At 64.6% G+C, this 12,789-nt stretch carries 11 protein-coding genes and 1 pseudogene; 6 read left to right on the top strand and 6 right to left on the bottom strand.

Annotated elements, in window-relative coordinates:
* Positions 1-6: 6 nt before the first annotated feature.
* On the top strand, positions 7-309 hold the full coding sequence (locus OXR60_RS16705; RefSeq protein ID WP_267397085.1) for an alkylphosphonate utilization protein: 303 nt from the start codon (positions 7-9) through the stop codon (positions 307-309).
* Positions 309-596, top strand: a complete 288-nt coding sequence (locus tag OXR60_RS16700) for a DUF167 domain-containing protein (RefSeq protein ID WP_267397084.1) — start codon at positions 309-311, stop codon at positions 594-596. Before OXR60_RS16705 ends, OXR60_RS16700 begins: the two co-directional genes overlap by 1 nt.
* Before the next feature lie 1,104 nt (positions 597-1,700).
* Here the strand turns inward: OXR60_RS16700 and OXR60_RS16695 are convergent.
* The 4 genes from OXR60_RS16695 to OXR60_RS16680 all read right to left on the bottom strand — a co-directional run bounded on the left by OXR60_RS16695 (position 1,701) and on the right by OXR60_RS16680 (position 6,341).
* Positions 1,701-3,185: a carbohydrate porin gene (locus OXR60_RS16695; RefSeq protein ID WP_267397083.1), complete on the bottom strand. Its 1,485-nt coding sequence runs from the start codon at positions 3,183-3,185 to the stop codon at positions 1,701-1,703.
* 81 nt (positions 3,186-3,266) lie between these two features.
* Positions 3,267-4,589 carry a C4-dicarboxylate transporter DctA gene (dctA, locus tag OXR60_RS16690; protein WP_267397082.1) on the bottom strand — a complete coding sequence of 441 codons (1,323 nt, stop codon included), beginning with the start codon at positions 4,587-4,589 and terminating at the stop codon, positions 3,267-3,269.
* 32 nt (positions 4,590-4,621) lie between these two features.
* The gene (locus OXR60_RS16685) at positions 4,622-5,677 is read right to left on the bottom strand and encodes a 4-oxalomesaconate tautomerase (protein ID WP_267397081.1); all 1,056 of its coding nucleotides are present in this window, start codon (positions 5,675-5,677) and stop codon (positions 4,622-4,624) included.
* Positions 5,670-6,341 carry a 4-carboxy-4-hydroxy-2-oxoadipate aldolase/oxaloacetate decarboxylase gene (locus tag OXR60_RS16680; protein WP_267397080.1) on the bottom strand — a complete coding sequence of 224 codons (672 nt, stop codon included), beginning with the start codon at positions 6,339-6,341 and terminating at the stop codon, positions 5,670-5,672. The genes OXR60_RS16685 and OXR60_RS16680 overlap by 8 nt, the downstream gene beginning before the upstream one ends.
* Before the next feature lie 108 nt (positions 6,342-6,449).
* Here OXR60_RS16680 and OXR60_RS16675 point away from each other — a divergent pair, with 108 nt between their 5' ends.
* From OXR60_RS16675 to OXR60_RS16665, 3 genes and pseudogenes are all read left to right on the top strand, one after another.
* Positions 6,450-7,700, top strand: a complete 1,251-nt coding sequence (locus OXR60_RS16675; RefSeq protein WP_267397079.1) for a LysR substrate-binding domain-containing protein — start codon at positions 6,450-6,452, stop codon at positions 7,698-7,700.
* A gap of 75 nt (positions 7,701-7,775) precedes the next feature.
* Positions 7,776-8,797, top strand: a pseudogene (locus tag OXR60_RS16670) (amidohydrolase family protein).
* On the top strand, positions 8,797-9,705 hold the full coding sequence (locus tag OXR60_RS16665; protein ID WP_267397078.1) for an amidohydrolase family protein: 909 nt from the start codon (positions 8,797-8,799) through the stop codon (positions 9,703-9,705). The pseudogene OXR60_RS16670 and the gene OXR60_RS16665 overlap by 1 nt, the downstream one beginning before the upstream one ends.
* 763 nt (positions 9,706-10,468) lie before the next feature.
* Here OXR60_RS16665 and OXR60_RS16660 read toward each other — a convergent pair.
* On the bottom strand, positions 10,469-11,191 hold the full coding sequence (locus OXR60_RS16660) for an SDR family oxidoreductase (RefSeq protein WP_267397077.1): 723 nt from the start codon (positions 11,189-11,191) through the stop codon (positions 10,469-10,471).
* A gap of 90 nt (positions 11,192-11,281) precedes the next feature.
* Between OXR60_RS16660 and OXR60_RS16655 the strand changes: the two genes are divergently transcribed.
* A complete protein-coding gene (locus OXR60_RS16655) occupies positions 11,282-11,680 on the top strand; it encodes a helix-turn-helix domain-containing protein (RefSeq protein ID WP_267397076.1) in 399 nt (132 codons plus the stop codon).
* 90 nt (positions 11,681-11,770) lie between these two features.
* Here the strand turns inward: OXR60_RS16655 and OXR60_RS16650 are convergent, their stop codons facing one another.
* Positions 11,771-12,760, bottom strand: a complete 990-nt coding sequence (locus OXR60_RS16650) for a LysR substrate-binding domain-containing protein (protein WP_267397075.1) — start codon at positions 12,758-12,760, stop codon at positions 11,771-11,773.
* Between the last annotated feature and the right edge of the window lie 29 nt (positions 12,761-12,789).

Here is a 12,789-nt window from a genome sequence, read left to right as displayed (position 1 = left end):
GGCGGCATGTCCGACGACGACTATGTCTATGACGAGGACAGCGGTGAGTGGGTTCCGGCAGCCGAACTGGCTGCCAAGCGCCAGCTCGGCGCGCAGGTCGAAGTGCGCGATGCGGTCGGCAATCTGCTGGCTGACGGCGATCAGGTCACGCTTATCAAGGATCTCGACGTCAAGGGTGCCGGCCAGACCCTGAAGCGCGGCACGCTGATCAAGTCGATCCGGCTGACTGGGGATCCCCAGGAGATCGACTGCCGTTACGAGGGGATCAAAGGCCTCGTACTACGCGCCGAGTTCGTCCGAAAGCGCTGATGGCGCGGCCTAAGTCAGCCATGCCGCCCAAAGTCGCGATCCTGGCGCTCGCTGATACGGAAGGACGGCTAGAGGTTCGGGTCTCCCCTAGCGCCTCCGCCGATGCAGTAGTGCTTCCTGCTTCGGGAGGGCAACTTGCCATACGGACCACCGCGCCACCTGAGAACGGAAAAGCGAATGACGCGGTCTTGCGGCTGCTCGCCAAAGCGCTCGATCGACCCGTATCTACGCTGGAGCTGGTGCGCGGTGCCGCAAGCCGAACCAAGGTGATCCGGCTGATGCCTTGACCCACAAAGCGACATTCATACCCAGTCCTCCGCTTTCCAGAACCAGCCATTCATTCATGTTCGCCTACAGCTCGCTCAAGCCGCTGGCGCAGGCGCAGGCGCAGGCGCAGGCGCAGGCGCAGGCGGCCGCGTTCAAGATGAGTAGGCGGGAACGCAAGCGCCCTCCCAAAACCCTTGTTTGCCCGCGTTCGGAGTTGCCAGTGCGACAGTCGCTGATCGCATCGGAGGTTGTGCTGGGCGGGCGGGGATTTTGCTTGCCGTTGGGTGAAGATTTGATGAGCTTACTAGTGAGGGACAAGCCTCAGTATACTCAACCGGCTTTCGTCTGCGTGGAGGGCGTGCATGCCATCAGGGTTAGCATCTGCGATCATGCTGCTCCAAGCTGCGCTTGGACCATCAGAGTTCGCGGTATTCAGTCGAAGTGCGTCGCTCGTCTATATCACGGAAACCGTTGGGATCTCGATCGAGTCCCCCCTGGGAAGCCCACAAAGACGAATTTACAAGGCGCATTACACGTGGCAGCGGCAGATCCCTTTCCAAGTAAAGGAGGGGTGGATTGATAGCGAGAAGTGCCCTGCAGTAAACAGCGTTGTTAAGGGCATGAGTAACGTAGAGATGCCTCACCCTGCGCCTTACGGAATCGGCGCGCCTCAGCCACTCGTTGTCGACGGGACAGCTTACTCGTTAACGGCCCCATCTTCATACTCGAATGGTCAATTATCTATATCATCCAACATCGGCAGCCCGCTGGCCGAATGGGTCGATCAAGCCTTCAAGGTCCTTGCTCCCTGCTTGGCAAGCCTAAAGGATACGCCCTGAGCTTACCTCTTTCTCAGCTGTCAGCAGCAATCATCTTCGGCCCTGTAATTCTACGACACTGAACTATGTGTCCGGTGAGCAGATAGATCGTGACATATCCCGCGTGAACGATCCCGACGCGGCGATTTTCGTGCAGCTCGTGAGGGCGTGGACGACCCAATCTTCGCCATTCAGCCGCAACTTGAGATCACCCGCAACCTGCCCTTCGTTCACCTTCCAGAACCGCGGTGAGCAGCACTGCGCTCGCGGGCTTGCATTTGGTGACAGCCAGGCTCCGATGGCTCCTCAGCTGCCAAACAGCTGAGAAAAGTGGATGTCGACCCTGAGGCCAAGCACGATCGCATCGGGAATATTGGTGAGGCGTTTTGGCGCGTTGATGGGGTCGGGGTTGATCACATACTGCAGGTTCGGCATCAGCCTCACACCCGGCAGCGCGGCGAAGCCATAGTTGATCTCGCCGATGATCTCGTTCGCGCGCGGCGCGCCGGTGCCGCCGTTCTTCGCGCGCAGATCCCGCAGATAGGCGATCTGCTGGTCGCTGAAATGGGTGTTCGAGACCAGGAAGCCGATCGTGTCGTTGTCGCGGCCGGTGAAGGTGCCGGTCTTGACGAACCCCGCCGACCCGAACCAGTCGAGCTGGGCGACATTGCCGGTGTTGACGAACAGGCGGCCGAACAGCGCGAGGTTGCGCTTGCTCGCGCCCGCATCGCGCTGCACTGTCTGGTCAACCATCGCATACCAGCCCATCCGGCTGCCCGATTGCTCGGCGACTCGCGCAAGGCCGGAGAGCGCGGCGGAATTGCCGTTGCGATCGTAGAACGGGCTCTGCCCACCGTCCGAATTATAGTAGAACCCCAGCCGATAGCGCCGCGGCAGCCGATCGTTGGCGAAGGTGGTCTGATAGCCGACCTCAGCGGGGACGAGCACGCCGGTGCCCTTGCCGAGCGAGAAATCGAGGCCCCCCTTGCCCTTGAGGTTGAGGGTGTTGTTGTATTCGAATGCGCCTGCCTGCACGTACCAGCGATCGTTGACCGCATAGCGCGCCTTCGCCGCCCAGGAGGAATTGGGGTAAGCGGTGATGCCGATGTCGCTGATCCCCCCATAGGCAGTGAGGCAGGCGGTGTTGCTCATGAACACGCAATTGAGCGGCGAACTGTTGAAATAGCTGTTCACCGCGGCGCGGCCCACCATCAGGTTGAGCTTGCCGAAGTCGTGTTCGATGTTGAATTGGGTGAGGCGCGGGCCCGATACTGGCCGCCAGGTCTGCTGAAAACTGATCGAATTGCCGATCGCATTGCGCCCCAGGCTTTCGCCGGTGAACCAGGCGCCCTGGATGTGAACCTTGGTATCGGAGATCCCGACCAGTTTCTCAAGATCGAGGTCGGCGGCGCCCATGAACCAGTGCGATTCCGCGCTGCCATGGCTGATGCCCCCCACCGGGTTGGCGGCGAGATTGTCGACGAAGTCGACGGTGAGATCCACCCCGCCCTTCTTGAGCGCGCGCAGTTCCTTGCCGATCGGGTTGTCGCGCTGGAAGCGGGCGAAGCCGGTCGGCGTCTTGCTCTGGTCGGCAGGGCCCGCCGCGCGGTTGCCGGGCGAAAAGGCTGCCGCGGGATCGACCGCGCTGCCGCGGTCGCCTTCGCCGGTGAGCGGCGGCGTGTTGGTGGTGGCGGGGGCGCTGTCGGGGATGCTGTTGGTGTCGGGCAGCGTGGTCTGCGGCGAGGTCGCCTGGGCGGCGAGCAGCAGGGCGGCGAGGGCGGTAGCGGGCATGGACTCTCCTGACCGGGTCTGTGCGCCCGGCTTGTACGCAGAACGGGGGCACCGGCCGGGTCACCCGGCCGGTGTCGTCAATCAGGCCGCCGCCGGCTCGAGGTAGCGTCGGCGCAGGCTGGCGTTGCCGACGGTGGCGGCAAGCGTCTTGTGGTCGAGCTTGCCCTCCCACTTGGCGATGACGATGGTCGCGAGGCTGTTGCCGATCAGGTTCACGAAGGTGAGCCCCTCGGCGAGGATACGGTGGATACCGAGGATGAGCGCGATGCTGGCGACGGGAATCGTGCCGGTGGTGTTGAGCGTCGCCGCGAGCACCACGAACGCCGCGCCGGCGATCCCCGCCGCGCCCTTGGAGGTGAGCAGCAGCACCGCGATCAGCCCGAGCTCGTGCCAGATCGTCAGATGGGTGTTGGTCGCCTGCGCCAGGAACACCGCCACCGTAGTGAGGTACAGGCAGGTCCCGTCGAGATTGAACGAATAGCCCGCGGGAATGACGAAGCCGACCACGCTTTCCTCGCAGCCGGTCTTGCGCATCTTCTGGATCAGCCGCGGCAGCACCGTCTCGGTCGAGGTGGTGGCGGCGACGATCACGATCTCGTCCCACAGGTAACCGAGCAGCCGCCACAGGCTGACCCCGCACCAATGGGCCACGCCGCCGAGCACCACGAAGGTGAAGACCAGGCAGACCACGAAGAATTCGATGATCAGATTGCCGAGCGAGAGCAACGAGGCGGTGCCGAACTGGCCGACGGTAAAGGCAATTCCCCCGAAGGCGCCGATCGGTGCGAAATACATGATATAGCCGATGATCCGGAAGAACGCCTGCGAGGCGCTCTCCACTACCGCCATCACCGGCTTGGCGCGTTCACCGATCGAGGCGAGCGCGATGCCGAACAGCACGGCGATGAACAAGACCTGGAGCACGTGCGCCTCGGTGAAGGCGCCGGCGAAGCTCGCCGGGATGATGTCCATCAGATAGCCGCTGATCGACTGGTCATGCGCGGCGACGACATAGGTCTTGATCGAGGCGGTATCGATCGTCGCGGCATCGATGTTCATGCCGACGCCGGGGCGCCACAGATCGACCGCGACCAGCCCGACGACCAGCGCAACAATGGTGATCGCCTCGAAATAGAGGATCGATTTCAACGCGACGCGGCCGACGCTCTTCATGTCGTTCATGCCGGCGATGCCGTGGACCACCGTGACGAAGATGATCGGTGCGATCATCATCCGGATCAGCTTGATGAAAGCATCACCGAGCGGCTTCATCGCGACACCGAGCCCGGGCGCGAAATGGCCGAGCAGGATGCCGATCAGCGTCGCCGCCAGCACCTGGAACCAGAGCTGGCCGACGATGCCGAACCGGCTCGCCTTCTTCTCCGTCTCTCCTAAATCCGTCATCTATTCTCTTTCTCAGATCGGACGCTGGTGGGTCAGCCGAACAGCAGCCCATCGAACAATTTGCGCGCCGTGCGCAGCATCGCCGCGCCGGTAATCTCACCCGCCTCGTCAAGCTCGATCACGCAGCCGGTGGCGCCGGTGGGATGCTCGACATCCAGCGTCTCGGCGCGCCCTTCGGGCACCACAGCCACCGCGGCGGCGGGCGAACCTTCGATCAGGCACGCGGTGGCGACACTGACCGCGCCAAGCACGCCGATCGAGGCGTGGACGCGGTGCGGGATGAACGAACGGACGCTGATCGCGCCGCCGGCGCGCGGGGGCGCCACCACCATCATCTTGGGAACCGATTTCTCGGCCACGTCGCCGAGGTTCATCAGCGGCCCGGCCTTGAGGCGGATCGCCTCCAGCCGCGCCTTGACCGCGCCATCGGCATCAAGCGTCTCGCGATCCTCATAGCCGGTGATGCCGACATCGGCGGCGGCGAGCACCACGCAGGGCATGCCGTTGTCGATCAGCGTGACGAGCACGCCCTCGATCTCGTCCGCCGCATGGCCGGTCGGCAGCAGCGCGCCGCAGCTCGAACCGGCGATGTCGGCAAAGGCGAGCGGGATCGGCGCCGACGTGCCGGGAACGCCGTCGATGCGCGCGTCGCCTGCGTAGGTGGCGGTGCCGCCGGGGGTCTGCACCGTCGCGGTGGCGAGCTTGCCGGTGTTGACCATGAAGATCGAGACGCGGGTCTGGTCGCCAGTCGGCGCGACCAGCCCGCGCTCGATCGCGAACGGGCCGACGCCTGCCAGCATGTTGCCGCAATTCTGCGAATCGGTGACGATTGCCTGGTCGACGAACACCTGGAGGAACAGGTAATCGACATCGGCGCCGTCATGGCTCGAGCGCGACACCACCGCGACCTTGGAGGTCAGCGGATCGGCGCCACCCATGCCGTCGATCTGGCGCGGATCGGGCGAGCCGAACGCGCTCAGCAGGAAGGCATCGCGCGCCACCGTCTCGGCAGGCAGGTCCTCGGCGAGGAAGAACCCGCCCTTGGAGGTCCCTCCGCGCATCCACATCGCGCGGATCCCGTCAGACATAACGCAGGCCTTTCTGCTCGAGCCGCTCGCGCATCGCGTAGATATCGAGCCCGAGCTCGCCCGCGGCGAGCCGCTCGCGCTTGTCGGCTTCCTTGACCTCGCGGTCGCGCGCCTTCTCGAGCACCGCGGCCGCGTCGTCGCGGCGGACCACGCAAACGCCGTCGTCATCGGCGACGATCACATCGCCGGCGTTGACCAACTCGCCCGCGCAGACGATCGGCACGTTGACCGAGCCCAGCGTCTCCTTGACCGTTCCCTGCGCGCAGATCGCCTTGGACCAGACAGGAAAGTTCATCTCAGTCAGATCGCGGACGTCGCGCACGCCGGCGTCGATCACCAGCCCGCGGCAGCCGCGCGCCAGCGCCGAGGTCGCAAGCAGGTCGCCGAAATAGCCGTCCTCGCAGGGGCTGGTCGGCGCCACCACCAGGATGTCGCCCTGCTGCAATTGCTCGATCGCAACGTGCATCATCCAATTGTCGCCGGGCGGCACCGAGACCGTGACCGCAGAACCGGCGATGCGCGCGCCGGTGTAGATGGGGCGCAGCCTGCTGCCGAGCAGGCCGCCCCGGCCCTGCGCCTCGTGCACGGTGGCGACCCCGGCGTGCGCCAAGCCATCGATCACGTCGAGCGGCGCGCGGTCGACGCGGGTGATCACCTTGGGCATTCGAACATCCTCTGGTATCATTTGTTACGGGGACGCCTCCTAACGTCATCGGCCAGGCAGCACCCCGTTGGATTTATCGTCAGGATATAAGCTAAGGCTAATCCAGTCATGGCAACGCCGTTCGATCTCAACCTCCGCCACCTCGATGCCGTCGCGGTCGCCGGGCGGCTCGGCAGCATTCGCGCCGCCTCGCAGGCGATGAACCTTTCGCAACCCGCGCTCACCCAGGCCGTCGGCAAGGTGGAGGCGCAGCTCGGCCACAGCCTGTTCGACCGGCAGCCCGCCGGGGTCGCCGCCACCGAGGCCGGACGGCTGATGATCGCGCGGATCGAGCGCGCGCTGGATTATGTCGCGCGCGGAGGCCAGGCGATCCGCCGCGGCGCCCGGCTGCCGCCGCTGCCGCACATCGAGCGGCGGATCACGCTCGGGCAGCTACGCGCGCTGATCGTGGTCGATGCGGCGGGCAGTTTCGCGCTCGCCTCGGCCCGCACGGGGCTGTCGCAGCCCGCACTCCACCGCGCCGCGCGCGAGCTGGAGCGGATGCTCGGCGTCGACCTCCTCACCCGCCAGGGGCGTACCGTCCGCCCCACCCCCGCCTCGGCGCGGCTGCTCCGCTTCGCCCGGCTGGCCCATGCCGAGCTGCAGGCCGGGCTCGACGAACTCGCCGCGCTGCGCGAGCAGGGCGCGGGTCACATCACCCTCGGCACGATGCCGCTCGCCCGCGCGCTGCTGCTCCCTCAGGCGCTGGCGCGCTTCGCCCGCGCCCACCCGCGCGCCTCGGTCAACGTCGTCGAGGGCCCCTATGCCGAACTGCTGTCCAGCCTGCGCCAGGGCGATCTAGACCTGCTGATCGGCGCGATGCGCGAGCCGCCGCCGACCGCCGACGTCCGCCAGGAGGGGCTGATCGTCGACGACCCAGTGATCGTCGGGCGCTCGGGCCACCCGTTGCTCGACGAACCCGGCTTCGCCTTCACCCGGCTGCTCGATTACCCTTGGGTGATCGCGGCGCCCGGCGCGCCGGTGCGTGCGCGCTGGGAACAGATGTTCGCCGAGCGCGGCATCACACCGCCGCCGCTGCGGATCGAATGCGGGTCGGTGCTGGTGGTGCGCGGGCTGATGCTGGAGGACGACTGGCTGACGCTGATGTCGCCCGACCAATTCGTGTTCGAACGCCGCGCCGGTCTGCTCGCCGAGATCCCTGGGGTTGGGACCTCGCTCCGCCGTAGGATCGGCCTCACGGTGCGCGACGACTGGCACCCGACACCATTGCAGGACGCCTTCGTGCGCACCTTCCGCGCCGTGTGCGATGAGTGGACTTCAGCAAAAGCAATCGAGCGCGAGCCGTTTCGATACGCATGAGCGGCCGCGGAGGACTAGCTGGGGCGGCGACCCTGCCGGACGGCCGCCGCGCCCCGGCCTGGAGAGGAACGCCGCATGATCATCGACTGCCACGGTCATTACACCACGTCCCCCGCCCCGCATAACGAATGGCGCGAAGCGCAGAAGGCAGCCGGCAAGACCGGCGTCGACATTGACCCCGCTTATCCCGCGATCAGCGACGACGAGATTCGCGAGACGATCGAGGCCAACCAGCTCCGCCTGCTCCGCGAGCGCGGTGCCGACATGACGATCTTTTCCCCGCGCGCGTCGGCGATGGCGCCCCACGTCGGCGATGCCGCGATGAGCCGGATCTGGGCACGGCGATCCAACGACCTGATCAATCGCGTGATCGACCTCTACCCCGAGACCTTCGTCGGCGTCTGCCAGCTGCCGCAGACCCCCGACCTGTCGATCGCGCAGTCGATCGACGAGCTCGAGCGCTGCGTCACCGAGCTCGGGTTCATCGGCTGCAACCTCAATCCTGATCCCTCGGGCGGCAAGTTCAGCGCGCCGCCGCTCTACGACCGCGCCTGGTATCCGTTCTTCGAGAAGATGGTCGAACTCGACGTGCCGGCGATGATCCACGTCTCGGGCAGCTGCAATCCCGCGATGCACGCCACCGGCGCCTATTACATTGCCGCCGACACGATCGCCTTCATGCAGTTCATCGAGGGCGATCTGTTCCGCGACTTCCCCACGCTCAACTTCATCATCCCGCATGGCGGCGGCGCAGTGCCGTACCACTGGGGACGCTATCGCGGCCTTTCCGACATGCTCAAGCGACCGCCGCTGGCCGACCATGTCATGAAGAACGTGTTCTTCGACACCTGCGTCTATCACCAGCCGGGAATTGACCTGCTATCGAGGTGATCGACACCGACAATATCCTGTTCGGCTCGGAAATGGTCGGCGCGGTGCGCGGCATCGATCCCGAGACCGGCCATTATTTCGACGACACCAAGCGCTATATCGACGCGCTGGCGATCCCCGAGGCGGATAAGCGCAAAGTATTCGAAGGCAATGCCCGTCGCGTCTATCCACGGCTCGACGCGCAGCTCACGGCACGGGGGCTTTGATGGCAGACTTTCAGATGGACGAGGGATGGCTGTGCTGGGATCCGGCGCCAACCACACCGCGCTTCGTGCCCCCGGCAGACGCGGTGGACGCACATTGCCACGTGTTCGGCCCCGGCGATGTCTTCCCCTACGCCCCTGAGCGCAAATACACGCCGTGCGACGCCAGCAAGGACCAATTGTTCGCGCTGCGCGACCATCTCGGCTTTGCGCGCAACGTCATCGTCCAGGCGACCTGTCATGGCGCCGACAATCGTGCCTTGGTCGATGCTTTGCAGGCGGCCGGTGACCGCGCCCGCGGCATCGCCACCGTGCGCGACACCGTCACCGACGAGGAACTCGCCGCGCTCGATGCCGCGGGAGTACGGGGCGTACGCTTCAACTTCGTACGCCGCCTCGTCGATCCTAAGCCCGACGCTTATTACCGCGCGATCATCGATCGCATCGCGCCGCTCGGCTGGCACGTGGTGGTCTATTTCGAGGCTGCCGATCTCGAAGAGCGTTGGGACTTCTTCACCTCGCTGCCGACGGTGGTGGTGGTCGACCACATGGGCCGACCCGATGTCACCAAGCCGGTCGACGGCCCCGACTTCGCCCGTTTCATCCGGCTGATAGCCGAGCATGACAATGTCTGGAGCAAGGTGACGTGCCCCGAGCGCCTGTCGGTCTCAGGGCCGCCCAACTACGACGACGTCGTGCCCTTCGCACGCACGCTGGTGAAGCGCTTCCCGGATCGCGTGCTGTGGGGCACCGATTGGCCGCACCCCAACATGACCAGCCACATGCCCGACGACGGCAATCTGGTCGATATCATCCCGCGCATCGCCGAGACGGAGGAGGCGCAGCGCCGACTTCTAGTGGACAATCCAATTCGCCTGTACTGGCAAAATAGCAGCGTCGAGACGAGATAAATGCGCATCAGGCATCGATTTGCCTCCGCTGCTGTGGATGCCCGCAAGCTCCGGCTGACGAAAAACGCTCATCCAGCGTTATCACTGTCACCCGAACCGATCATGAGTTCATTCGATTCACATGGTCTTGCAGGATGTTAACCTCTTCATAAACGGGATCGCGCCGCACTCGTGGGCAGGCCGTCGAAGCCGGTGCCAAAGGCGTCGAAACCCATCGCGCCATGTACGATGGCGCTAAACCATCGTGAGGGGGCGGATGGCGAGCAGAACGCGGCGCAGATCGAAGATCTAGTTGTCGAGTCTAGTGAGTAGGTCGCCAAAAGCTTTATCATCTATTTAGTCCGGCGAGCCATAATCGGCGAACGGTGAACACGAGATCGCTGCCCGGCAGGAGCATCAGAGCACTCCGGCCTGTCTGTGAACCGTCGTGGACGTGCTCAAGACCGTCTGAGCAGGTCCACCATGCGGTAGTAGGCTCTAACCACGACGCTGATCTTTAAGCTCTATGCACCACCTGTCACGTCGCCGGCCACTCGCACAACAAGGCCGCCATTGGATCTAGAACCGAATGCGCTGAGGACCCACATTCAGACATTAGCGGCTTGTTCCTCGCCGCCGAACTTCGGTCATTCGTTCAGAAGCGCGAGGCGTGCTTGCCTCAGCGTTTTCGGGCGGATCGGCCGATCTCGCTGCCACTGGAGACGGGCGACGCTGACTGCGCGGTCTGGCCGATCCACGCGTCAGGCGCCGCTCGTTCATCTGGCTACACCTGTCGCATGCCTCCATCCACGCAGAGTTCGGCGCCGGTGATAAAGCTGGCTTCGCCGCTGAGGAGGAAGACGGCAGCGGCGGCAACCTCGTCGGCGCGTGCCATGCGCCCGAGCGGAATGGGCTCGATGAGCATCTGCCGCATCTCCTCGGATACCGCAGCCATCATGTCCGTATCGGTTGGTCCCGGCGCGACGACATTGACGCGGATGCGACGCGGCGTGAGTTCGGCCGCCCAGCTGCGCGCATAGGAGCGCAGTGCCGCCTTGGTCGCTCCGTAGGTACTGAACGGCGTCACGCCCATGATGTCGGCGATCGAGCCGATTAGAACCACCGATGCTCCGTCACTCATCACGGGCAGCGCCGCCTGAATTCCAAACAGCGCGCCGCGCACGTTGACGGCGAAGTGTCGGTCGAAATGCTCGCCGGTCTCCTCGACGATCGTTGCCGGTTCCGACAATCCGGCGTTCAGCACCAGCGCGTCAATGCGACCATGCAGACGCTTGGCCTCGGCCACGACTCGCTCAAGATCGCTTTGGGACGCCGCGTCGGCTTCGATGCCGTGCGCCGATGGACCGATGCTCTCAGCCGCAGCAGCAACCTCGCGTGACCGACGTCCGGTCAGAAGGACCGTAGCACCTTCCTTCGCGAGCCCGCGGGCGGTCGCGAGACCAATCCCCTTCGCTCCACCGACCACCAGCGCGACCTTGCCTGCCATTCTTGCCATCTTCAGCCCTTTCGTTCGAGATGGCAAACCAGATATACAAAGCATATCTGCTATCAAGAACGCACTCGGAGTAGCGTAGATATGGCGAGTGATACCGACCTGGAGGCCCTGTCGTGCAAGGCGATGATGGACGTGCCTCGAATCCGCCCCGTGCTGGACAAGATCGCGGACAAGTGGACGATCATGATTTTGACCGTGCTGTGCCCTCAACCAGCACGCTTCAACGAGATCAAGCGACGGCTGGACGGCATCACCCACAAGTCGCTCGCCGATGCACTGAAGCGCCTGGAACGTCATGGACTGATCACGCGCACTGTGATCCCGACCACTCCGATCGGCGTCGTCTATACGATCACGTCGCTAGGCCACTCGCTTCGCGAACCCTTCGAAGCGCTTTGTTCGTGGGCACTGGATCAGGAGCAGGCGATGGCGGAGGCAGTGACCGCATACGACAAGTCGCGGGACTTGTCGGTACGTTGACCCCGTTTCGGACCCTGAGCCCAGTTTGCGGCCGCCGGGCAAGCAGACGCACATTCATTTCCACTCGATAGCAGTCCTACCGCCTTCGGATTACATGTCCGTCGCCTCTGTTGCCGCAAGCATCTCGGCGACCTCCCCGATCAGTGTCCGAAACCACCGATGGGCCGGATCATGACGGTACCGCACATGCCATGCCATCTCGACCGGGAAAGTCCCGAGGTCGACCGGCGCGTGCAGCACCTTCAGCCGAGGATCGTGCGCCAGCTTCCGGCAAATTAGGTTCGGCAAGGTCGCGCAGTAGTCGGTGACAGCGACCATCTCGGCAACCGCGAAGAAGTTCGTGACCGAGATCGCGACATCGCGCTTCAACTCCTGCTGTGACAGCGCCTGGTATAGCCCTGCGCGCATGCGGCCGGGCGGCACGACGTTGACGTGCTTAAGCCGCTCGAACTGCTCGCGGGAGATGCTGTCGCCGATGTCGGGATGCTCCGCCCGCACGACGCAGGCCAGCCCCTCGTCCATGACGTGCTGCACCACGAGATTATCTGGCGGAGCGACTATGCGGCCCAGCACCAAGGCCGTGGTGCCGGAGACCACGCCGGTTTCGATCAGATCGTTGCCGTAGGGTGTCAGGCGCAGCTTGATACCAGGGGCGACCTCCTGAAGCCTTGCCACGATCGCCGGCACCAGCACGAACTCGACATAACCGTTCGGTGCGATGGTCAGCACCCGTTCGGCTCTCGCGGGATCGAAATTCTGCTGGCCGAGCACCGCATCGTCCAGCCTCGCGAGCGCCTCTGCGATGGAGGGCGCGAGCTCCAGTGCGATCGGCGTCGGTTGGATGCCGTAACGCTCGCGGACGAAAAGCTGGTCCTGCAGCATGAGACGTAGCCGCCCTAGTGCGTTGGAGAGCGCGGGCTGCGTCATGCCGACCCGCTCAGCGGCTCGGGTGACGCTGCGCTCCTCCATCAACGCGACGAAGATCGGCAGCAGGTTAAGGTCATAGCGCACAAGATATGCTCCTTCGAGCATATCCATAATCCGAACAATGAAGTTCTTGAATGCCTCTCCTGCCGCCATCTTGCTCCCATCACCACAGACGGAGGCTC

Source organism: Sphingomonas sp. GC_Shp_5, assembly GCF_026540855.1.
GTDB lineage: Bacteria > Pseudomonadota > Alphaproteobacteria > Sphingomonadales > Sphingomonadaceae > Sphingomonas.
Note: the sequence above shows the minus strand (reverse complement) of the source record. Positions and strands in the feature narration are given on the sequence as shown.